Annotated in this window: 22 protein-coding genes and 1 tRNA gene; 4 read left to right on the top strand and 19 right to left on the bottom strand. The window is 32.4% G+C overall.

Translation table 11 applies throughout. The features are described 5' to 3' along the window. Nucleotides 1-121 precede the first annotated feature (121 nt). The 3 genes from RBH94_RS12040 to RBH94_RS12030 all read left to right on the top strand — a co-directional run bounded on the left by RBH94_RS12040 (nt 122) and on the right by RBH94_RS12030 (nt 2,372). Nucleotides 122-619, top strand: coding sequence for a hypothetical protein (locus RBH94_RS12040; RefSeq protein ID WP_307881120.1), 498 nt, complete (start codon nt 122-124; stop codon nt 617-619). 150 nt (nt 620-769) lie between these two features. After that, complete coding sequence (locus RBH94_RS12035; protein ID WP_307881119.1) at nt 770-1,501, top strand: hypothetical protein; 732 nt, start codon at nt 770-772, stop codon at nt 1,499-1,501. A gap of 157 nt (nt 1,502-1,658) precedes the next feature. Further along, entirely contained in the window at nt 1,659-2,372 is a 714-nt protein-coding gene (locus RBH94_RS12030) for a hypothetical protein (RefSeq protein ID WP_307881118.1), read from the top strand. A 350-nt stretch (nt 2,373-2,722) separates the two neighbouring features. On the opposite strand, the gene RBH94_RS12025 is transcribed toward RBH94_RS12030, so the two are convergent. The 19 genes from RBH94_RS12025 to RBH94_RS11935 form a co-directional block, all read right to left on the bottom strand. Then, nucleotides 2,723-3,277, bottom strand: coding sequence for a hypothetical protein (locus RBH94_RS12025; protein WP_307881117.1), 555 nt, complete (start codon nt 3,275-3,277; stop codon nt 2,723-2,725). Between the two features lie 69 nt (nt 3,278-3,346). Beyond that, nucleotides 3,347-4,069, bottom strand: a complete 723-nt coding sequence (locus RBH94_RS12020) for a hypothetical protein (protein ID WP_307881116.1) — start codon at nt 4,067-4,069, stop codon at nt 3,347-3,349. A 6-nt stretch (nt 4,070-4,075) separates the two neighbouring features. Further along, nucleotides 4,076-5,407, bottom strand: coding sequence for a tyrosine-type recombinase/integrase (locus tag RBH94_RS12015; protein WP_307881115.1), 1,332 nt, complete (start codon nt 5,405-5,407; stop codon nt 4,076-4,078). 245 nt (nt 5,408-5,652) lie between these two features. Continuing rightward, nucleotides 5,653-6,738 carry a S9 family peptidase gene (locus tag RBH94_RS12010; RefSeq protein ID WP_307881114.1) on the bottom strand — a complete coding sequence of 362 codons (1,086 nt, stop codon included), beginning with the start codon at nt 6,736-6,738 and terminating at the stop codon, nt 5,653-5,655. 23 nt (nt 6,739-6,761) lie between these two features. After that, on the bottom strand, nt 6,762-9,932 hold the full coding sequence (locus RBH94_RS12005; protein WP_307881113.1) for a M1 family aminopeptidase: 3,171 nt from the start codon (nt 9,930-9,932) through the stop codon (nt 6,762-6,764). A gap of 2 nt (nt 9,933-9,934) precedes the next feature. Continuing rightward, entirely contained in the window at nt 9,935-10,807 is an 873-nt protein-coding gene (locus tag RBH94_RS12000) for an ABC transporter ATP-binding protein (RefSeq protein ID WP_307881112.1), read from the bottom strand. Between the two features lie 32 nt (nt 10,808-10,839). Continuing rightward, entirely contained in the window at nt 10,840-12,066 is a 1,227-nt protein-coding gene (locus tag RBH94_RS11995) for an alpha/beta hydrolase-fold protein (protein WP_307881111.1), read from the bottom strand. Next, nucleotides 12,063-12,788, bottom strand: a complete 726-nt coding sequence (locus RBH94_RS11990) for a DUF4386 domain-containing protein (protein ID WP_307881110.1) — start codon at nt 12,786-12,788, stop codon at nt 12,063-12,065. The genes RBH94_RS11995 and RBH94_RS11990 overlap by 4 nt, the downstream gene beginning before the upstream one ends. A 98-nt stretch (nt 12,789-12,886) precedes the next feature. Further along, nucleotides 12,887-13,864 carry an AraC family transcriptional regulator gene (locus tag RBH94_RS11985; protein ID WP_307881109.1) on the bottom strand — a complete coding sequence of 326 codons (978 nt, stop codon included), beginning with the start codon at nt 13,862-13,864 and terminating at the stop codon, nt 12,887-12,889. Between the two features lie 4 nt (nt 13,865-13,868). Further along, a complete protein-coding gene (locus tag RBH94_RS11980) occupies nt 13,869-14,492 on the bottom strand; it encodes a CatB-related O-acetyltransferase (protein ID WP_307881108.1) in 624 nt (207 codons plus the stop codon). Nucleotides 14,493-15,075: 583 nt separating this feature from the next. Next, on the bottom strand, nt 15,076-15,420 hold the full coding sequence (locus RBH94_RS11975) for a 5-carboxymethyl-2-hydroxymuconate Delta-isomerase (protein ID WP_307881107.1): 345 nt from the start codon (nt 15,418-15,420) through the stop codon (nt 15,076-15,078). 7 nt (nt 15,421-15,427) lie between these two features. Further along, nucleotides 15,428-15,961 carry an NADPH-dependent FMN reductase gene (locus RBH94_RS11970; RefSeq protein ID WP_307881106.1) on the bottom strand — a complete coding sequence of 178 codons (534 nt, stop codon included), beginning with the start codon at nt 15,959-15,961 and terminating at the stop codon, nt 15,428-15,430. Nucleotides 15,962-16,135: 174 nt separating this feature from the next. Continuing rightward, nucleotides 16,136-16,507, bottom strand: coding sequence for a DoxX family protein (locus tag RBH94_RS11965; RefSeq protein WP_307881105.1), 372 nt, complete (start codon nt 16,505-16,507; stop codon nt 16,136-16,138). Nucleotides 16,508-16,529: 22 nt separating this feature from the next. Further along, nucleotides 16,530-17,174, bottom strand: coding sequence for a hypothetical protein (locus tag RBH94_RS11960; RefSeq protein WP_307881104.1), 645 nt, complete (start codon nt 17,172-17,174; stop codon nt 16,530-16,532). Nucleotides 17,175-17,227: 53 nt separating this feature from the next. After that, nucleotides 17,228-17,821 carry a Crp/Fnr family transcriptional regulator gene (locus RBH94_RS11955; RefSeq protein ID WP_307881103.1) on the bottom strand — a complete coding sequence of 198 codons (594 nt, stop codon included), beginning with the start codon at nt 17,819-17,821 and terminating at the stop codon, nt 17,228-17,230. A gap of 464 nt (nt 17,822-18,285) precedes the next feature. Further along, on the bottom strand, nt 18,286-18,741 hold the full coding sequence (locus tag RBH94_RS11950; protein WP_307881102.1) for a hypothetical protein: 456 nt from the start codon (nt 18,739-18,741) through the stop codon (nt 18,286-18,288). A 52-nt stretch (nt 18,742-18,793) separates the two neighbouring features. Further along, nucleotides 18,794-19,516: a hypothetical protein gene (locus RBH94_RS11945; RefSeq protein WP_307881101.1), complete on the bottom strand. Its 723-nt coding sequence runs from the start codon at nt 19,514-19,516 to the stop codon at nt 18,794-18,796. Next, complete coding sequence (locus RBH94_RS11940) at nt 19,509-20,837, bottom strand: site-specific integrase (RefSeq protein WP_307881100.1); 1,329 nt, start codon at nt 20,835-20,837, stop codon at nt 19,509-19,511. Before RBH94_RS11940 ends, RBH94_RS11945 begins: the two co-directional genes overlap by 8 nt. A gap of 54 nt (nt 20,838-20,891) precedes the next feature. Then, nucleotides 20,892-20,965, bottom strand: a tRNA-Met gene (locus tag RBH94_RS11935). Nucleotides 20,966-21,098: 133 nt separating this feature from the next. On the opposite strand from RBH94_RS11935, the gene RBH94_RS11930 reads away from it, so the two are divergent. Then, entirely contained in the window at nt 21,099-21,488 is a 390-nt protein-coding gene (locus RBH94_RS11930; RefSeq protein ID WP_188221731.1) for an START-like domain-containing protein, read from the top strand. Nucleotides 21,489-21,542 lie beyond the last annotated feature (54 nt).

Genomic DNA, 21,542 nt, shown 5'->3' with positions numbered 1-21,542 from the left:
TAAGAATGAATAAATTAAAAACAAAATACAACGCTTTGGCTCAGTGCAAACTTGAAAGCTTATTGCTTTCTAATGCCCTACTTGCCATATACTAACCGTTGTGCACAAGTTTGACAAAAAAATGAAACTGACCGAACTAATTCTCATTTTATTAATATCCCATTTGAGTTTTGGACAAAAAGAATATATCGGAATTTATAAAAGCCATTTTTCCGAAAGTATTGAATTAAAAACTGACTCAACTTTCATACATAAATGGCAGTTTGACCTTTCCTCAAGTTGGACAACTGGAAAGTGGAAAGTGGAAAAGGACACAATCTATCTGACAACTGATCTTATAATGGACACTTTGTCGATTCGAAATTCGGCCAATAAAATAATTAAAGATTCATTGGTTTTGTCATCTGACTTAAAACCTAAACGAATTGAATCAAATGAACATATAATTTCACAAATATCAAGCGGAGGACAAAACAGAGAAAAACCACCGAAAATACTATTCTGGCAAAAAGATAAACTTTATCGGATTAAAGAAAATGGGAATCTTGATTTGAAAAAAATAAAACAATTTTGGACTAACAAAAAATATAAAACCTATTTCAGAAAGGAAACCGAATGAAAAAAAAACCTGTGCACAACACCGTGTATAATTCATTGCTTCCGATTTTCCATACGGAAAATCCTCGCAACTTTACTATCTTAGTTTCTTAACCTGAAAATCCTGCGGATTTTCACGCAACGAAACTATACACAAACCGTTGGGCACAATATGAAAATGACCGATAAAACAAGTAACATTCTATATTACAGTGGACTGATTTTACTCGCAATCGGAGCATTTGGTCTGACTTTCGCAGCATTCTTCGCAATAATCGGATTGCCAATTTTCATAGTTGGAATTATATTGGTTTTAGTTTCTAAAAAAAATTGGAAACAAAAATTAATACCTATTGGACTTTTCATAATCGGAATAGTTGCATTTTGGCCAATTTGGAGAAACATTAATACTGTTGGACCAGAAACTTTCTTAATACCAGACAACTACAGAGGGAGAGTTAATATAATTTACAAAAAAGATTGCGGAATCTTACTCGAAAAAACGGAAAACGGACTGATTTATGAAATCCCAAATGATGGAATTTTATTGTTGAGTAATGACCAAAAATATGGTTTTATCGACCATAAATATTACTTAATTGACAATAACGGAAAGAAAACTAAATTGCCGAAAATGGATGTCAGAGATTTTAATGAAGAATGGACAACCGAAAAAAATCCTAATGAGCCACCAAGAGACAAACTCGGAGTTTTTCATTGGGGACGAACAGGAAGCACAGGAATTATAAGAGACGAGAATGGAATTATGACAAATGAAGATGAACAATATTCATTTACGGAATTTTATGTCTCAACATATACTGATTTGACCGAAAAATTTAATTTTAAATATGAACGAAAATTTGACTCGATAAGAGACATTAAAGTGAAAAAATGCAAATAAATACTGTACCCAACACCGTATAAAATTAATTGCTAGTGCAAGCCTACTTACGAAAATCCTCGCGGATTTTCTATTCGGTTTGTATTTGCTAAATTAGTTGCTTAAAACACGCAACTAATCTTATACAAACACGTTGGCGTAAATACTGAAAAACCAAATGATAAGATTTCTAGCCCTACCCTTTTTTTTGTTTTTTCTTTGTTGCAAAAATGAAACTAAAATATCACCGAATAATTTCGACCATTTAAAAAAGTACTATTTCCCGAATGGATTTTTAAAATCAGAAGGAATGACCTTTAGCAATAACCAGCCAATCGGAACATGGAAATATTATGATTCTACTGGAGTTCTAACAAGAACGGCAGAATATATAAAAATAAACAACCAAGCATATATAAACCAAGATTGGTATTTTAACCAAAATGGTGATACATTAGAAAATAAGGGCAGTCACTTTAACATAGTATATGAAAAGGATACTATAAAATTAAATGAGCCAATCAAAGCGAAAATTGATTTGGTTTCCCCTCTTTTTAGAAACAAAAACTCAAATATTTTAGTAATTATACCAAAGGATTATTCTGCTAATTTTAATGAAGATTTTTCCAATATTAATCAGGTAAGTTTAGACACAACCTTTAATCTAAATTTGGAAAAAGAAATGAAAAAAACTCTTGGACTGACAACTGATTTTGGAAAAAGTGTAGTCTTTGGCCGATATTTTAATTCTACAGGAAAAAAGAAGTTTAGAGGAATATTAGTTGAGTATTTTTATAAAGACTCACTTACTTCTGACTCAATTAAAATAAATCGCTTTGAAAATAAAAAGTATTTTGAAAAAGACATTTTTGTATTGGACAGTTTAAATTAAAGTACTTACGCCAACACTGTATAAATTTTATTGCTTCGGATTTTCCTAATAAAAAAATAAGTTGTTTAAGTGAATTTTTGGTCTAATAAGGGATCCACCGATTCCTACTTCGAAATTTTTATAAATTTCTTCGAAACGGAATCATAAATTTCCAAAAATATATCCATTTGTATCACAAAACACAAAACACCACAATAATGTGTGCAACTACCTAACACCACTAAAAACCTATTAAAAATGGCGTTTTTTGACTACAATTGTCATCTACACCACCCCCAATTTTATTTTGTGATAATTTTTTATCACAAATGTATCACAAAAAATATCACAAATATTTATAAGCTAAATTTCTACAATTTAAAGGTGGAAAATTTAGGTTTATATGATTTCAAAAAGACATATCGACTTAGTGCATCGTCATTTAAAAGAAACTCCTGAAGAAGATTAAAATTAAATTTTTCCTTTTCAGAATATGCATCTATAAAAGTGTAAGAAGGTGGCAAATATTTGTTTTCATCATTTCTAACTTTTATAATATCCTGCAATATTTTATCAAACTCCCTAACTAAATTGTCTGGCATATGGCCTTCTACCTTCTTTAATGTCGAAATATATCTATTCAACTCTTCATTAGATTCCGTTTTCTTTTTATCAGCCTTCTTAGTATACATCCATACAATCAACTGCATAAAGTCCTGTGAAAACAAAAAAGTTTCTACTTTTTCACCAACAACTTCCTTTTTACAGTAATCACCACTATAAATATTTTCAAGCAATTCTCTTAAGTATTTGGAAACGGTTAAATTTTTCTTAGCTGCTTCGGTTTGTATGGTATCTTTTAATTCCTGAGGTAATCTTAGGTTTACTGATGGGGCGCTGTTTTTTTCTGTATGTTTTTTATCCATGTGATGTTTGGGCGTTTTATAGATTTATTTAAAATGTGGTTATTTAAAATATTGCTTCCATGGTTAACTTTAAATGGTCTCCAGGGGTACATTAAACACTTGTGTTAAAAGCACAAATTCTGCTTCGCTTCTAGCCTGCTCTTTTAGTTCTTCAATATGCTGTTTTCTTGCATCCTGAGCTTTAGACGTCTTAGTTTCTTTCAACTTAAATTCTAATTTCTCAGAGGCCTCGCTAACATTCGGAATTAAAACCCGTTTTACTTCTTCCAGTGTTTCCTCCAGGGCTTTATTTTCTGAAACAGACACCTGTTTTACTTCCGATTTATTTTTTGCTTTTTTATCAAACCGTTCTTTAAGCTCTTCTAAATGCTGCTTTGTGATGTTTAATTGTTGTACAAATCCATTATACTGATCCTTACTCACATCAGGTATATCCATTTTTACATACTCTACATAATAATTATAAATATGAACAAACCCTTGAACATAGGTTGTATAGCGATCGATTAAAAACTCAACCTTTGACTTAGGCTCAGTATCTATCAGTTCTAAGAGGGTGTATATGTTATTATCTAAAAGGAATGATTTAGGGAATACATGAACACTAACCGGTTGTTGGTCTACTAAATAATTATGTCCGTTTTTCTCAAAAAGCAACATCCTATTAGCATGATTTAACAACACTGGTGTGGTTTCGCCAGCCATCTCTAATAAGCCTAAAGGCAAGTAATACACCGAAGCACAAAACAAATTACTTAGAAGCTCTAATTGTATATCTTCATATGATTTCATAAGGGGCTAACTTTTTAGTAATTCTGAAAAATCTTTTGGCAATTCAGCATCAATGTCTCTTAAGTATTTCTCTAAAGCATCCATGGTATTGTGACCTGTAATTTGCATCAATTTACTTTTAGCTTCATTGGGTGATGATTCTTTTACCAAAGCTCTATATAACTTCGTTATAAAAGTATGTCTGAAACTATACATGCTATGCTCTGAATCCAGATTAAAGGTTTCCTTGACAACCCTTTTAAAGCGTTTTGAAAAATAGTTGCGTTTACCATTATCACTCATATGCCACTCTCCCCCTATTCCATAAGGCGTAAACAAACTATGTTTTTTATTCAGTTTACTTAAATCCGGTAATTCTTTAAACAAGATCTCTGGAATAATTTTAGTCTTTAAGGCTTTATTCTTGGCTTCAAAAGTGACTGTTTTTTGCTTTAAATCTATATCACCGACCTTCAAACGACAAATCTCAATTGGTCTTAACAAGCCATAGGACACAAACTTTACAAACAACAAAAGCATTGGATCCTGCTCTTCCATATGCTTAAAAATGTTTTCTTGAAGTTCTTTACTGTAGGTTTTATTGCGTTTAGGTTGCGTTTTTAGCGCTTTGATATTCTTAACAAAGTTCTGATTGACTATTTCGTTTTCTTCTAAGGTTTGAAATAAATTACTCAAACTAATTCTATAATTATTCCTGTTTCTTGCTGAGGATTTTGTTAATGTATAGTCTAAAAACTCCATCACTAACTTTTTATCAATCTCTCGTATGAATTTAATCTTTGGGTGATTATTTTTTAACCATTCACTAAAAACATTAATATGACTTTTGTAGGATCTCAAACTGTTTTCCCGAAGCGAACGCTTTTTTAAAGTCATATATAAATCAAAAGCCTCTTCAATAAGCTTTCCTTTGTCAACTACTTCTTCTGGTTGTTCTGACTTTAGCTCAACTTTAGGTGGTATTTTAATTTCAGGAGTTTCCGTTGTGTTATCTGCACTCTGTTTTGCCGTATTCTTTTTAAAAAGTTCGATATTATCAGCATAGGGATTATACCCTCGTTTAAGTAATTTAAATAGAATTTGACTGTAAACAGTCAAAATAGCCATACGCTCTTCTTTGGTTTTATACCGGTTAGCATTGGCATAGATTGGAGATTGGCGTTTTAAGGTATTCGTCTTTGGATCCCGATAAGAAAAATAGACGTACCAGCGTTGTTTTAAATTACCACTGGCTGTGTAGATTTTGGGCTTAGAAAATTGTTTTTGCACAGATAAATCGTATTCGTTTCCGTATTCACTTTCGTATTCACCTTGCAATATATCAGAAATATTAGACATAAAAAAAAACGGTTTGGTGACACCAAACCGTTGATTTTACTAGCATTCTGCTTTGTAGCGAGAGCGGGGCACGATCCCGCGACCTCCGGGTTATGAACTCAGCATAAGCATTTTTCAAAACGCATTTACTAGGGTTCCCAAGCTATATTTTTATAAAATCGTATGCAAAACCGTATGCAGATTTAACCTCTGGGTTAATAAAATAATTTTAAGGCAATTTAATAAAAAAATTAGATCCTAAACTATCAAAAATGAAGAATCCATTCTGAAATTTGATTTAAAAAATTGGAAGTAAAACTCTTTTCAATAGTTGCATATTCTTCGCGTTTGCCTGTTCCGGCCACTTGAAAGTAATGATTAGCATTGTTAAAGGTTTTTAACTCATATTGTGTTCCCGATTTAAGAAGCGCATTTTCCATTCTATCCTTATTTTGGTCAATAGGAACTTGGAAATCTAATCCGCCAAAAAGACTTAAAACCGGAACATTTAATTGTTCCAAATCTTTGAAAGGATCATAATAAAGAAATGATGCTAAAGAAGGTAAGCCATAAATAATTTTATATTCATTGGCTTTATCTGTAGCTTTTTGTTCTATTTGTAGAGCATCCACTTCTAAATCCAAACTCATTTTATATAAAATAGATTCGGTTGTTTTTCTAAATAAGTTATATGCTTCATCAATTTTCTTATCATCTTCAATTGCTCTCATCAATTTGTTATGAGCCGAAACATCGGCTTCAATCAACGATTTAGGAATCTCCAACCCTTTATATTCCTGTCGAACCTGATAGGTTACCACTTCAATCAAAGGAACTGAAGGTACAGCCATTAAAACTACTTTTTTAACTGACTCATTTGCTACAGCAACTTTAGCCGCTAGAATACCTCCTTGGCTATGCCCAAACAAAATAAAACTACTAAAAGAATGTCCTTTTGTGGTCTTAAAATAATCCATAATGCCTTGTAAGTCTTTAGAATGATCATCTAAAGTACTATTAACAAAGTCACCTGTACTTGCGCCTACACCTCTATCATCATACCTAAATGAAGCAATACCTTTAGAGGCCAAATGTTCAGCAATAACCTTAAAAATCTTAAACCCTTCTAAAGTTTCATCTCTATCTTGAGGACCACTACCTGAACTCATAATGACTAAAGATGACATTTTAAAGGTTTCTGGCAAAGCAAGCGTACCTCCAATTTTAATCTTATCAGCTTGTATTATTAATTCAACCTCGATTAAATTTTGAGAATTATCACCAATATTTTGGGCTATTATGTTCTGATTCCACAGAAAACTAATTATCGCTAAAGCAACTAATTTCTTCATTTTTAATTATCCAGTATTTTTTATCATATTGTCTTAAATAGCTTCTCGATTTCCGATTTAGCGCCTTCATTTGGTGCGACATTGTAAAATTCTTCAAGTAAGTCTAAAGACGTTGGCTTTTTTGGATATTTGTTATTCATTAAAAAATTCTTAAGCGCTTCATTTACTTTATCTTCACCTATTAATTCAGATAATTCTACCATTGCCATGGCTCCTTTTGAGTAAGCTATATGTGTAGCACCATAAGGCACTTTGTATAAAGGCGGATCTCCGTAAAGTCCTTTTTCGCTATCATAAATCTGCTCATGTATTCTGACACGTTCCTTCATTCGTTCAGTCCCATACATCTTTTTATAAATCATCATTTCTGTATACATGGCCAAGGTTTCAGTTAGCATGGACGCTCCTTCTTTTTCATCTGGATTTATTTGACTATTTCCCCACCAAATATGTGCTAATTCATGACCTGCCAATTCGTTTATAACATCCTTGTTTGGGTCACTATCTATATTAGTATGGAAAATCATGTTTTCGGTCATAAAAATAGTGGCTGGATATGCCGTAGCTGCAAATCCGCTTGTAAAAGAAGACACCTCAACAAAGCTTATTTTTTCAAATGGATAAGCATTAAAATTATCGATACAATAGTCTAAACTTAAAACCACATTGTTTAGTAATCTATCTACATTCTCAAAATGCTTGTCATGATAAAGGACTTCAATCTCTATATTACGATGCGTTATAGATTGCTTTTGGTACTTAGCAGATGCTACTGCAAATCGAAATGGAATACTATCGGCTTTGTATTGTGTAAATGCCCTATCGTTTTCAGTCCAAGTTTTAACTACATTGCCAATTCCCATAGGCGTCTGATTGTTTTCTGTGGACACTATCATATCTAAATTAATAAAGTCATTTTTAAAAACTTCTGGTGCTTCAAGTTTCTTTAAAGTTGTTGGATTACCAAGTTCGTAGGCTTCTCGTTTTTGCTCATCCTCTATCTCTTTATCTGGCTGATATCCCAATGAAGGATAATAATTACTAATACGCATAAACGAACCATCATTAACGATAGCATTAAACGATTGATGTCCATTGACAGCATACCATTTATATGATAAATTAAATTCTAAAGTCGCTGTGTTATTTGTCAATAAAGGTTTATTAAGTTTGATTTCTGACACATGCTTATCGATTGAAATCTCTCCATTCTGTAATTGAAGTGTTGCGTTCTTTAATTTTAAATCAGCGTGAAAATTTAATAGAATCTTATGTATCGGCTCATGTGACAGATTTTGAAGTCTATACTTGCCTTGAATCTCATAAGCATTTTCAGAAGGATGCAAATCTATTTTTGTGTCTACATCTGTAATTGTAGGTTGAGTTATATTTTGATAATGACGGTAATTCTTTTCATAAGTAACAGCTTCCATTAGTTGAGCATCTTCGTTTTTTGGTGCATAACCCTTCATAAAATTGAAACCTGTAAAAACACTCAGTCCTAAGAAAACAATGACAATAAATGATTTGATTCTAGTCCATTGGTTTGATTTCAAATACGAATTAAAAATCCACAATAATCCTAAAAGACAAATTCCAAAAAGCAATCGGTTTGAAAAAGCTGATAGGTAAGCACCATAACCATTTAGGTCACTAAACACACCCTTAAATCCTGAAAAAACGTGTAATAATGGATAAGGCAACAACATCTTTATTAATGGTGTTGTAAACACTACAACTGCTAAGATTGAAACGCCTAAGGCTACATATTTGCTATTGATGATACTATTGATGAGAAGTAGCAATGTACCAAAAAGGAAAAGCGGAATTGTATTGAACATGATAACTCCAAAATAAGCCAACCAATCCATTCGGGTATATCCATAACCTATTTGAAATGCTAATGCTAGTACTATAAGTAGCGTTGTTAAGAATACTATCAATACGGCCAATGACATTAAGTGGCCTTTCAGTTTTGCTTTTGAAAAAAATGCACTGTCTTCAATTAAGTAAAAATTTGCTGAACTACTTCGCCAATACATGTCATTAATAAAATACACTAAAACGAATGCACCTAACAAATGGAAACTTTGAGAAATAGCAGTCGCCAAAAGTCCTGAACTGGCATAATAATTTGGCAAACGTATGCCTTTATCAATATCTGAATACATTTCCATACCAACGAAGAATACCAACAGTATGGAAACGGCAACTATCGTTACACTTTTAAACAGGTAAATTAAATCAACCTTTGCAAAGGAAATAATTGAATTTATCTCTGACTTAAAACCAAAATTAAGAACAGGAGATTTTACTTTTGTTAATCCTACTATTGCTGCTTTAATTTTCTGTTGATTAGGTTTCAATTCTTTTTTACTTGTAGCTTTATTGACCCCATAAAAACAATAAGAAATAGCCAAAAACAACATTGACAATACCATATAAACAATACGGTTGATAGTTAAAAAGCCATTTAATGGCACGATGAACTGATTTTTTTCAGTAACACTTAAATCTCTAGCTTCAAAGAAATAGGCTGATGTTCCAAAAGGGTCTAATAATGATGATAGTTGCTGTGCTTCTATAGATTGCGGAATACTTCCAGCCATAAATGGCGAATTAGAAAACACCAATAACACCATGTAAAGCACATACAATAGTAAACCAGCAATAACCACCAATAACTTTTTTCGAGTTGTGTAGGCAATCATAAACAAGACGCTACAGATAAAAAAGCAGTTTAAAACTCCGAAAATTAAAAAGGGATAGAGATACCGCCAAACACTAAACCCTAACTGCATTTCGCTGCCTGTTCGTAAGTTTTGACCAATAACAAAACCAATAATTAAGATTAAAAAGCTTAAAAAAGTTTTTAAAGTAAATCCCGAAAACTTCCCTATTAAGTAGGTTTTAAGAGAAATTGAATATGAAAATAATAGTATATCAAATTTTGCATGCCATTCCTTAAACAAAATCTCTAAGGCAAATAAAATTCCCAAAAATATCATGGATAGACTCAACAAAGCCATCATAAAACCAATAGTGTATGGCGAATTAAGATAAATACCTTCACCCGCAGTTAGGTTAAATTTATAACCACAAAACCATCCTATAAATAGTAATACAACGCTTGTTAAACCTAAGACATAACGATTACCGCTATGCTTTAATTGAAATTGAAGTATAGCATTCATAATTAACTTTTTTGAGAAAGCACATTAAAGTAAACGTGCTCTAGTATTGGATCAACTGATGAAAATCCTTCTGGTTGTGTAGTTGAAAATACTGTAATTTGAAGTTGACGCTCTATAAGTTGTTGACTGATAACATTGAGATTTGATTGGTAAATTTCCAACTCATCATTATCGATAAATTTTGACCAGATTTTACCTTCTAATTCTTTGATTAATTCTTTAGGCTTTCCCGTTTTAAGAATTCGCCCCCTATCCATTACAGTCATTTCAGAACACAAGTTTTTCACGTCCTCAACTAAGTGGGTAGATAAAATCACAACAACTTCACTACTAATATCACTTAGAAGCGTATTAAACCGATTACGTTCTTCTGGATCCAGTCCTGCTGTCGGCTCGTCTACAATTATGATTTTTGGATCACCAAGTAAAGCTTGGGCAACACCAAAGCGCTGTTTCATCCCACCTGAAAACGTGTGGACCTCTTTATCTCTAAAATCCCAAAGATTTACTTTTTCTAACAAGTATTGAATCTGTTTTTGACGTTCAGCTTTGTTATTAATACCTTTTAAAATGGCTATATGATTTAATAAATCGTAAGCATTTACTTTTGGGTACACCCCAAAATCTTGTGGTAAAAACCCTAGATTCTTTTTAATATAATCAGTTTGCTCAACGACATCTATATCATTAAATTCTATAGTCCCAGAAGATGGTTTCTGTAACCCAACAATAGTTTTCATTAATGATGATTTTCCAGCACCATTTGGACCCAATAAACCAAACATTCCATTTTTAATGTTTAGAGAAATTCCATTAATAGCGTTGTAACCATTCTTGTAGGTGAGATTAAGGTTTGTAATTTTTAAATTATTCATAATGTTCATCTCTTTATTGATTATTAATGGGTTTAGTTTTGAATTTCATGCAATCTGTCTATTTCTATTTGCAAATCATCTTCTTGTCCAAGCTGATATCTTTTTGAAACTTCAACTCCAAGTAGATAGGTATCAATTGCTTCATTCTTTTGATCTGTCCTTTCATATAACTTTGCCAAATACGTTAACAACCCAATGTACCTAGGGTATGCTTCTGAAGCACTTTTGAGTACTGTTATGGCACCTAAATTATTTTCTTGGTCAACCAATACTGAAACAAGATTAAAATACTCTTCAGCAGGTCGCCGTGCCATTGGACCATATTTATCCTTTAACTGTTCTTCTGCTGTTAGAAAAGCCTTAGCACTAAAATTACCAATCAAATCTTCGTTTATTCCTAAATCTGAGAATAAAAACCTTAAACCATTGTAGTTTAATAATAATCTAGATGCCATGTGACCTTCATCTCCATCCTCTTCATGAAGCCATTTAAAGTTTTTTGGATTGTTTCGCTTTATAACATTAATATATCTAATCAGTTCCTGACGCATTCCCCAACCATCTCCACCACCAATTCCGAAATAGACTGTTTTGTTTAGGCTCAAATCGGGTTTAAAGAAGATTTTTGCTTTTTCCGTCATTTCTTCCTCATTCCACCAAAGTGCAGGTGCTTCAACTATAAACGCATCAAAAAGATCGTTGTTTTCCATAAGTGCATAAACACTGAACAAACCTCCCAATGAATGCCCTTCCAGAATACGATAAGGATGTGTCCTATAATTAGAGTCCACATATGGAACCAATTCTTCGCTCAAAAACTCAAGAAATTTAGGAGCACCTCCACTTTGTGATAAACCCGTGTTTCCAACACCTCCATGGATATTCTGTCCTGCCTTGGAAGGAGTTAAATCTCTAGTTCTATCTAAACTCTCTATACCAACTACAATTATTGGAGGTATTAAACCTGATTCGGTTAAAAGTTCTACTGTTCCAACAGTGTGTTTAATATTTTGTAGCCCATCCAATACATATATTACTGGATAATTTGCTTTTGAATTGTCATACCCAACAGGTAATGAAATGATAATTGGACGCTCTTCATTCAAAATATCAGACTTAATAATATGTTGTGTGCCCAAACCCAATAGTTGATTATCATTTGTCATTTCAATCTTATTGGCTAACTGCCCATATAATTCTACTTTAACTAATCCTAAAATGATTAGGAATGTCAAAATCTTTAAAACCCTCTTTTTCATTCTGTTATTTTTTTTAAACGTTTGTATGATGTTGTGGCTCCTTTAGTTAGCATATAAATCGTAATTCCCACTTCTCCTATGGCAGCAGTAAAACCAACTATTAAAGCGGTGTAGGTTTCATACCCAGGAAAATTGAAGTTTCCAAACGTTTCTATCAGGTACCCTATTCCGGACCCCAAAAGCAAGCCTCCGAAGAATTTTGGAAATACATTAGATTTATAGATAAGTACACCAAGTAAAACACAGTGAATACCAAAGAATCCCCCAGCAATCAGATAGCCATAGTGATGTGCTTCCATTAATAGACCGCTCATTTCCTGAAGTTGACCAATGCTAAAAGACCCCGTCAAAACATTAAAATCCAACACCTTCATTGCCATATAGTGGTTTAGAAGATTAATACTACCTATGGCAGGATGTGCAATGAGTCTAAAACTGGAACTTATTAGAGCGAGACCTTTGTGAAAAGGCTTAAAAATTTGAAATAATAGCACCGAAATGACAACATCGAGTAAAAAAGCAATAAGGTCTGTCGTAAGCCCCAATCTAAAAAGCGTTTTATTTTGTAAAATGTTTTCAGCGTTTACAATGGCGTCTCCTGGCACTACTAAAGTGCCTCGAACATAACCTTGACTAAATCCCGCACAAATAATTACCAACACGTAAAATAAACCGGTAAGACGTATCAGTTTTAAACTGACAAATGAGTTGTTGCGCTCCATAACTTCTTAGTAATTGTTATAAAAGCAAATTTCTAAGAAAAGAACGACTATTTTTTGACTGAATGTTCCAAACAGTTGACAATTGAGGACAATTATTATTAATTGGCCTTACGGTATTGATTTGGTGTTTGACCGGTCCATTTTTTAAATGCCCTGTTGAATGCACTTTGTTCAGAAAAGCCTGTTAGAAAGGCAATTTCTCCAATAGATTGTGAGGTTTGAGATAATAATTCAATAGCTGTTTGTTCTCGGTTCTTTTGAACTAAATCCCTAAAAGTTAAATTACGGTCGGAAAGTCTTCGTTTTAGCGTTCTACCACTAATTCCTAAATAGTCACCAATCTGAGTTAAACTTGGAATACCACTTGCCATCGATTCCTTGAGAATTGTATTGATTTCTTCAGTAAGCTCATCCTCTTTTTGGGATAGCTTTTTCTTTTCCTCCTCCATACGCTGGGTTAGGAAATCGTGGATAAATCGATCAGCTTTAAGAGTGGCTATTTGAAGTGTTTTCGAATCAAACTTTATTGAGTTTACTCTGGCATTTGATTTCACATGGCAACCGAAATAGGCGATAAAATCTTCTAGATTAGAACTATCATGTTTAAAACAAACCTCTATTGGATTTATTTTTTTTCCTGTTACTTCATTTATGACTTCAAGTAACATTACAAAAGGCACCTCGATAGTAGTTTTAACTCCTTTTCGGTAAACATCTCGGTCTAAAGTTAAAGTAATTGTAGACGTGTTTTCACTTAAGTCAATACTTCCATCATTAGTCACTAAAACCATGTAACGCTTAACATTGCGTAAAACATCTATAGCCTGTAAACAAGTCTTCCATGACAAACCTAAGGTACCATAATCATTAGAATTTAATTGTTTTCCTTGTCGTAACCCAAAATTTGGTAATAAGTGTTCTTCGGCAAGCTCATATACATCCAAAAGCGATGTCATCGGTACATAAGCATCAGTCTGCTTTAAAGGGTAATGGTTACCCAATAACTCAGTTGACAATCCTTCACTTATGACAAGTTGTAATGCTTTTTTATAAATTGAAGAAGAAACAAAGGGCATAATATTATTCCATTAATTTACCTAGGTCTTTGCCTGTTAATAGCTGTACATTTTTGGTAATCTTTTCAATACTCCAATGCCACCACTGTAATTCTAAAAGTTGGTTAATCTTATTGTCATCAAAACGTTTTCGTATAGCTTTTGCAGGGTTTCCGCCCACAATGGTATATGGTTCAACATCTTTAGTTACTACAGATTTGGTAGCAATAATAGCGCCATCTCCTATCGTCACTCCCGGCATAATCGTCGCATCATGTCCAATCCAAACATCATTACCAATAACTGTGTCTCCCTTACTTGGATAACTTTTTCCTTCCATGGCATTCAGCCAATCTCCACCAAATACGGCAAAAGGATATGTAGTTATTGCCTCAGTAAGATGATTTCCTCCATTCATAATAAAAGTAACGCCTGAAGCTATCATACAGAACTTTCCAATAATTAGTTTATCTCCAATAAAATCAAAGTGGTATTTTACGTTGTTCTCAAAATTCTGAACATCTTCAAAATCATCATAATACGTGTAGTCACCAACAATGATATTAGGATTTTTAATAATATTCTTTAAATAGCAAAGCTTGTTGTAATGCTCTAGCGGAAAAGTTGTATTTGCGTCAGGGATTTTCATAGGATGAATTTAAAAATACTTTTTAATACTACGAAGGTTAATCAACAACTTTTAAGTAATAGAAGAATTAATTACCATTATTTACCAATATACGCGGTAACAAAAAAGAACTTCAATCGTTGAAAAGTAAAGCCAATTAACAATGAAAAACTTCTTATTACTACTTACTTTTTTAGTATCAATAACAGCATATTGTCAAACGACTAAAATAGATGACTTCATTAAAACAAAAATGACTGAAAGAAACATTCCTGGTCTTCAGCTTGCTATTGTAAAATTTCTACATTTTCAAAATCATAGTAACAGGTATAATCTTCTAAAATAATATTTGGGTTCGGAATAATGCTTTTAAGAACACACAGTCTTTTATAGTTTTTAAGAGGAAAAATTCTATTCTTGTCAGGTAATTTCATTCTTTGAAGTTTTATAGTTCGGTCATTATCCCTGATAGTTTTGTACCGGAGCGGAGGAGGATTAATTACTATTATTTTTCTTGAGCAAGATACTTTATTTAACATAAAAACGGTTCAAGTCTATTCTTAAACCGCTTTTGATTTTATACTTTGTAATCAATAATTTGGTTTTAAATCATTTCCTTGTTAAAATATGTAGCTTTCTCAAAATCTCTTATGTTCATAGAAATGATAGGAATTTCAGGAAATATTGATTTCAGTTTAGTAATAATTATTTTTGATAGGTTAGCCTTTTGACCTTCGCTTCGACCCTGCATAATATTGCCGAAGACATGTATAAAGTTGTCCTTTGTGTTTCCGGTATTGTAATATTCAAAAGAATTAATACGTACTTTTATTTCTTCCGGCAGAAATAATCTGGTTGACTTTGCAGCATCATACACTTTTTGCATGATATCTTCTGGTGACTTTTGTTCTAAAATTTGCTTTGAACAGTCTATTATAAAGTGTGGCATAATTGTATTATTTAATTGTTTTTTGAAATTTATTAACCTTAGTTTGAATGTCCGCTTTCAAATTTTCATCTTTGATTTCATCGTTATCGAATTTATCAAAGAACGAGGGCAGTGAAAATGTATCTGTGATAGTGGCCCCCATAAATGGAAAGTATGCGTTTGCAGATTGTAATACACTTGCGCCACCTCGACCTCCCGGTGAGGCCGCCATTAACAACATAGGTTTTTCTTTCCATATTTTCATGTTTACTCGAGATAACCAGTCCAAAATATTTTTGAACACCGCTGAATAACTTCCATTGTGTTCTGCAAGAGATACTATAAATCCATCGGCAGTATCTAATAACTCGTCAAGTCTTTTAACTGCTCTTGGAATACCATTTTCAGCCTCAAAATCTGCACCATAAATAGGCAACACATAATCGTTTAAGTCGATTGAAATAATTTCGAAATTATCCAACAAACCCGCGGTATATGTTATTAAACTTTTATTTATAGATTTTTGACTATTACTTCCTGCAACTGTGATTATTTTTTTCATTATTACTGTTTTTTAAAGATTAAATTATAAATTCACCATTTTCCACTACCATTTATCAAAATGGTCTATCAAGACCAATTACTAGTATAGAATATTAATAACCTTCGCCTGATTGATTACCAAATCAGTTCACTTAAAAACCGTCGTTACTTTAAAACCTCGGAAACCTAATGACTATACTATTACTTTGAAATTTTTATCTGTAACAAGTATAACCATGCTAGCAATACAACAATATAAAGCTGTATAAAAGTATTCATAATCGTTATGTGCGAAATGAGTTATCAATGCACCAATTGCGAAGGGCAATAACCATAAAGTTGATACGTTTTTGACTTGATGAATCCAAAACCCAACAACCAAACCAACTACTCCCAACAATTCGCCATAACCAATAAATAAAGTCCATATTTTCCCGAAACCAAAATTGTTCATGTTTTCCATCATACTTTGTTTTTGGAAAACTTTAAAAAGACTTGCATAGCCAAATGCATAAATTAAATATCCATATGCTACCCAATGTGAAACTTGTACTAAATTTTTCATAATGTTTAAGATTTAAAATTGTTTATAATGTTTTTCGGTAATACGCACCGAAAGATGATTTTTCTACAGGCTTAGGCCCATATTGGTCAAAGTCTAGCCCAAAACCGAATTGGTGCCCATTGAATGATACGCCAGCGCGCCATTGCTGAAAACTTCTTGAATGCCTCTTGAATTCATCCCACACCGTTAAAAACTGTCCACTTAACCAAAGAGATACTTTGTTATTTATGGGAGTGTTGAACTGAAACTGAACAAAGGCTTCAGCATAGCTAGTCTCAGTTTGCTCAGAATGGGCAACTGTGGGAATAACGATAAATAATATTCGTGAATTTTTTAGCGTGAATTTTACTGATAATCGTTGCGAATATCCTGCAACACTGTTGTAATATAAAGAAGACCCAATGGAAACATTCTTATGAATGTTCCAAAATAAAGTTGGTTGAACTCCTGCCTCATTAAAACCCACATTCTCCTTTTTATTGAATTTTTGAAAAAAAGCGAGGGTAGCAATACTAAGAGTATTTTCATTATTAATAGGGGCGCTGGAATACAGCGTAAACTCAGTTTTATCAAAGCCAGAAAATATTTCTACTTGTGTAAATTGCGCCTGCAAATAGTTTGCAAAACCAATTGTTAAAAATGATGTAATGATTATTATTTTTTTCATGCTTCAAAATTCCGACAGAAGCACATGAAAAAAAATGAACTAGTTTAAGGCTTTTACGTTCTATTAACTTTAGTAATAATTTTACTCATAAATTCTGGCGTAATGCCAATGTACCCTGCTAAGTCTTTTTGGGTAATTCTATTGACAATTTTTGGGTATTTCTTTTTGAAAGCAAGATAGCGTTCTTCAGCGGTCAAAGATATTCCATGATTAGAACGCCGTATGTAACTTATAAGTGATCTTTGATATAAGATTCGATAGAATCGCTCTAATTTTGGTATTTCTCGAAAAAGTAAATCATAATTGGCTCGGGAGATTCCTAATAATTCGGAATGCTCAGTAGCTCTTATAAAATATCGCGTTGGTTCTTTGGTCATAAAACTAGCCATGTCACCTGTCCAATAATCTTCAACTGCAAACATAGAGATATGAGGCACCCCCTCTTCGTCTAAAGTATACACTTTTAGGCAGCCTTTTGTAATGAAGTACTCATATCTAGCAATTTCACCCGCCTGTATTAAAAATGTTTTCTTCTTAACCTTTATTTCCGTAAGCAAAGAAATATATTTCTGTTTTTCAACCTCAGTTAAATCGATAAACCTTGCTATATTGTTAAGAATTAAAGTATGTGATTCTTTGTAAGTCACTTAGTTTTTTGTTTGTATTTAGTTTATAGAATAAATTCATACAATTGTTAATATATCGCACTCATGATGGTGATGCTTACAAACATTAATAAAAGACGGCTCCTGCTAAATGCACTCTAACAATTTGTTTATATGTTCGTGTTATTAAACTAAGATAGTCAATTTAAGAAGACTTTCCTTTTGGAAAGTCGGAAGGAATACACTATAGCATACATGCAAAAGAAGTAAATCGAGTTTTTTAAACGTCTCTAAAACAATTAAGATTTGGAATTACAACTTACTACTAACTCCAAATTACACATGGATAACCTTAAACTAACAAAGTAATCATTCAACTATTTGTTCATTTTTTTTTTATGCTGGTCTACTATTTATTTGTTTATGAATGGTGTTTTTTTGATAAAGACAGAACAAAATACAGAAAATTAAATTTTAATCCAGTGACAGGATCATATTGGCTAGACTTACTCATTGTTCATGTGAAAATACTCAACATGACCAGTTTCTATATCAAAATAAGGTGCTTTTCCTAACTGATCATATGGTAGGTTATGAATTGGAAAATATCTAGTAGTAAGCAGATCTTTTAATTCTTGAATATCTTTTTTAGTAGCTGGTCTATTTTGTGTAGAAGTAAACATTTTTTTCCCAATTTCTACTATTGCCGCTCCAGCAGCAGCATTACCAACTCCAGCAAAATTCATTTTTTCTTCTTGAGGATTAGATGCTGGTTTAACTTCAGTAGTTGGTAAGTTTTCTTCAGAAATTTGCGGCAAATTATTTTTCTTTGAGACTTTATTTTGCGGCTGTTTTTCATACCAATATCTGCTTCTACAAGAGTTGCTACAAAATTTTTGAGTACCACGTCTTTTTGGGATGTAATCACCACCACAGTGTTGGCAAATTTCAGTGTTTTTCATATTTATACGTAAATTAAACGTTTAATTCACGTATAAATACAACTTTTCTATTTTAACCACCAACTTTAAAAACACTTTTTAATATACTTATTTCTGCTTCATCCTGACTAATAAGTGGTTGTTTTTTGATTTTAGAGCGTATTTTTGTGGTGTTCTGCGTGGTTTCTGTATCTGTTAATTTATCCTCTTGTAAACTACTATTCAACTCTACCTTTTGCCCTTTAGATATTACATTTTTTAAATTGGTGTAATGGGCTTTAAGTAAATTTTCAAGGTCAGGATTATGGTCTTTTCCTATACCTTTTTTTGAACTAAAATGTTGAATAAACGTATTGAGATGTGCTTGGTAGTTGGTTTGCTGTAATTTAAAAAGGCCTGAAATATTACTATCATATTTAATGAAAGTTATAAGGTTTTCAGCCAACCAATTTGCAATATAGGATAAGGCTTCTATTTGCTCTAAATACTTTTCTAAAATATAGTTAAACTCATAAGTTTCTAGCTCTCCCCTTTTCTTAAGTAATTCAAATATGTTTTGTTCTAAAGCTGCATTTTTTAGTATGGTTTTTGAATTATCACGATCCTCCTTTAAAAAGATAGGACCTTTGTAATAATCGAGTACAAAAACAGTATTAAAATGACGCTTATTCGTAAACAAGTCAATATGTTTTAGTGCTTCTATAAATATTGGTGTATCTGGAATGTAGAACACAAATTCAACCCACAAATGTTTTAGTAGCTCAAGATAAGTTTCTTGTAATTCGGTTCTATTCATGTGCGGTTTTTAGCATTTCTGAATAATCTTCTGGTAATTCGGCGTCAATATCTCTTAGATACTTTTCGAGAGCAGTCATCGTGGTATGTCCTGTTATGAGCATTAATTTACTTTTAGCTTCGAAAGGCGATGATTCTTTCACTAGCGCTCTGTAGAGTTTAGTAATATAAGTGTGCCTAAAACTATATAATCCATAATCTGCACCTAGATTGAAATGATCCTTCACTACCTTTTTAAAGCGTTTTGAAAAGTAATTTCTTTTGTTATTGATATCGGTATCCCATTCGGCTCCAATTTTATCCGGTGTAAATAGCATCGCTTCTTTATCTAAAGTTGATAAATCAGGTAAATCATTCCACAGTATTTCGGGAATAATTTTAGTTTTTAATGGACTATTTTTAGCCTTAAATTGAATGGTTCGATTGGCAATATCAATATTCTTAACTTTTAATCGACAAACTTCAATAGGTCTTAAAAAATTGTAAGATATAAACTTAATATACAGTAATAGTATAGGATCATTAACCTGTAAGTGCTTAAAAATGGCTTCCTGAATTTCTAAAGAATAGGTTTTATTCCTTTCAGGTGTAGACTTTAAAACAGGTATTTTCTTAATAAAATTTACTTCAATAATATCGTTATCCTCTAAAACCTGCATCAAACTACTAAGATCAGTACGATAATTGTTTCTGTTACGCGCACTGGTTCGTTGTAGAGTGTCATTTAAAAAAGCGGAAACGACTTTTTTATTAAGTTGATTAACATTTTTTAGTCCTGGTGCATTTTCATCCAACCATTTTAGAAATGAATCAACACGGTTTTGGTACCCTCTGGTAGTTGTTTTACTTAATAATTGTCGTTTTATATTTAGAGAAAATTCAAAAGCTTCTTTAATAGGCATACCATTAGCTTCTATCAATTCGGTTTTCTTTTCTCCTGCTTTAGTATTATTTATGCTTTTCGTATTGGTTTCTGAAGTCTCCTTTTTAGAATTTAATTTGTTGTATAATTCCGTGTTATCTTGAAAAGGGTTATAACCTAGTTTTAGAAGTTTTATTAACGTCTTTCTGTAAATCGTTAAGGCTTCCATGCGTTCTTCTTTGGTTTTATACTTATTGACATCGCCATAGAAGGGAGTAACACGTTTTAATTTTCCTGTTTTTGGATTTCGAAATGAAAAATAAACGTACCAACGTTTACTTAAATCACCTTTTGCAGTGTAAATTTTAGGAGCTGTGAAATTCTTTTTTTGGGACAAATCGTATGCAGTTTCGTATTCACTTTCGTATGCAAATGTAAGGATTTGTTTAGATGTAAACATAAAAAAACGGTTTAACAAAGGTTAAACCGTTAGTTTTGAATTGATTACATTTTGTAGCGAGAGCGGGGCACGATCCCGCGACCTCCGGGTTATGAATCCGACGCTCTAACCAACTGAGCTACCTCGCCGTTTTGTGGGTGCAAATATAGAAACATTATTCATTCACACAAACACAAAATGAAAAAAAATATTATTAAAAAATATTATCACAGGTCTTAATTAATGTATATATTGGGCTAAATAATTTTTTAATAGTACTTTATGGACGATAAAATTAAATTTGAAATAGAATTCTCAATACACGCTTCCCCTCAATTATTATTCCAATACATCTCCACGCCCTCTGGTTTATCAGAATGGTTCTCTGATAATGTAAATTCTCGTGGTGAATTATTTACTTTTATTTGGGATGGTAGTGAAGAAAAAGCGAAGCTACTTAGTAAAAAAAGTGGTGAGCGTGTAAAATTCAGATGGCTGAATGACGAAGAAGACACAACATCTTATTTTGAAATTAAAATACAAGTAGATGAAATTACTAAAGATGTGTCTTTAATCGTAACCGATTTCGCCGAAGAAGATGAGGTTGACGAAGCAAAAATGCTTTGGGATAATCAAATTTCTAGTTTAAAGCAGGTATTAGGATCTGCATAATCGCTAAATAATATATTTCAATTATATTTGTGCCCTGTTCTCTAAAAAAAGAGG

The organism is Aestuariibaculum sp. YM273, from assembly GCF_030908365.1.
In the GTDB taxonomy this organism is placed as follows: Bacteria; Bacteroidota; Bacteroidia; order Flavobacteriales; family Flavobacteriaceae; genus Aestuariibaculum; species Aestuariibaculum marinum.
The sequence above is the reverse complement of the archived record's forward strand: the minus strand, read 5'-3'. Positions and strand labels throughout refer to the sequence as shown.

Bases quoted from the DNA above. Each gene is read 5' to 3' on its own strand.
- RBH94_RS11950 (WP_307881102.1), bottom strand. From the start codon at position 18,741: ATGAAAAACACTGAAATTTGCCAACACTGTGGTGGTGATTACATCCCA.
- RBH94_RS11970 (WP_307881106.1), bottom strand. From the start codon at position 15,961: ATGAAAAAAATAATCACAGTTGCAGGAAGTAATAGTCAAAAATCTATA.
- RBH94_RS11975 (WP_307881107.1), bottom strand. From the start codon at position 15,420: ATGCCACACTTTATAATAGACTGTTCAAAGCAAATTTTAGAACAAAAG.
- RBH94_RS12010 (WP_307881114.1), bottom strand. From the start codon at position 6,738: ATGAAGAAATTAGTTGCTTTAGCGATAATTAGTTTTCTGTGGAATCAG.
- RBH94_RS11980 (WP_307881108.1), bottom strand. From the start codon at position 14,492: ATGAAAATCCCTGACGCAAATACAACTTTTCCGCTAGAGCATTACAAC.
- RBH94_RS11985 (WP_307881109.1), bottom strand. From the start codon at position 13,864: ATGCCCTTTGTTTCTTCTTCAATTTATAAAAAAGCATTACAACTTGTC.
- RBH94_RS12005 (WP_307881113.1), bottom strand. From the start codon at position 9,932: ATGAATGCTATACTTCAATTTCAATTAAAGCATAGCGGTAATCGTTAT.
- RBH94_RS12000 (WP_307881112.1), bottom strand. From the start codon at position 10,807: ATGAATAATTTAAAAATTACAAACCTTAATCTCACCTACAAGAATGGT.
- RBH94_RS12015 (WP_307881115.1), bottom strand. From the start codon at position 5,407: ATGTCTAATATTTCTGATATATTGCAAGGTGAATACGAAAGTGAATAC.
- RBH94_RS11940 (WP_307881100.1), bottom strand. From the start codon at position 20,837: ATGTTTACATCTAAACAAATCCTTACATTTGCATACGAAAGTGAATAC.
- RBH94_RS11995 (WP_307881111.1), bottom strand. From the start codon at position 12,066: ATGAAAAAGAGGGTTTTAAAGATTTTGACATTCCTAATCATTTTAGGA.
- RBH94_RS11945 (WP_307881101.1), bottom strand. From the start codon at position 19,516: ATGAATAGAACCGAATTACAAGAAACTTATCTTGAGCTACTAAAACAT.
- RBH94_RS11965 (WP_307881105.1), bottom strand. From the start codon at position 16,507: ATGAAAAATTTAGTACAAGTTTCACATTGGGTAGCATATGGATATTTA.
- RBH94_RS12025 (WP_307881117.1), bottom strand. From the start codon at position 3,277: ATGGATAAAAAACATACAGAAAAAAACAGCGCCCCATCAGTAAACCTA.
- RBH94_RS12020 (WP_307881116.1), bottom strand. From the start codon at position 4,069: ATGAAATCATATGAAGATATACAATTAGAGCTTCTAAGTAATTTGTTT.
- RBH94_RS11960 (WP_307881104.1), bottom strand. From the start codon at position 17,174: ATGAAAAAAATAATAATCATTACATCATTTTTAACAATTGGTTTTGCA.
- RBH94_RS12035 (WP_307881119.1), top strand. From the start codon at position 770: ATGAAAATGACCGATAAAACAAGTAACATTCTATATTACAGTGGACTG.
- RBH94_RS12030 (WP_307881118.1), top strand. From the start codon at position 1,659: ATGATAAGATTTCTAGCCCTACCCTTTTTTTTGTTTTTTCTTTGTTGC.
- RBH94_RS11990 (WP_307881110.1), bottom strand. From the start codon at position 12,788: ATGGAGCGCAACAACTCATTTGTCAGTTTAAAACTGATACGTCTTACC.
- RBH94_RS12040 (WP_307881120.1), top strand. From the start codon at position 122: ATGAAACTGACCGAACTAATTCTCATTTTATTAATATCCCATTTGAGT.
- RBH94_RS11930 (WP_188221731.1), top strand. From the start codon at position 21,099: ATGGACGATAAAATTAAATTTGAAATAGAATTCTCAATACACGCTTCC.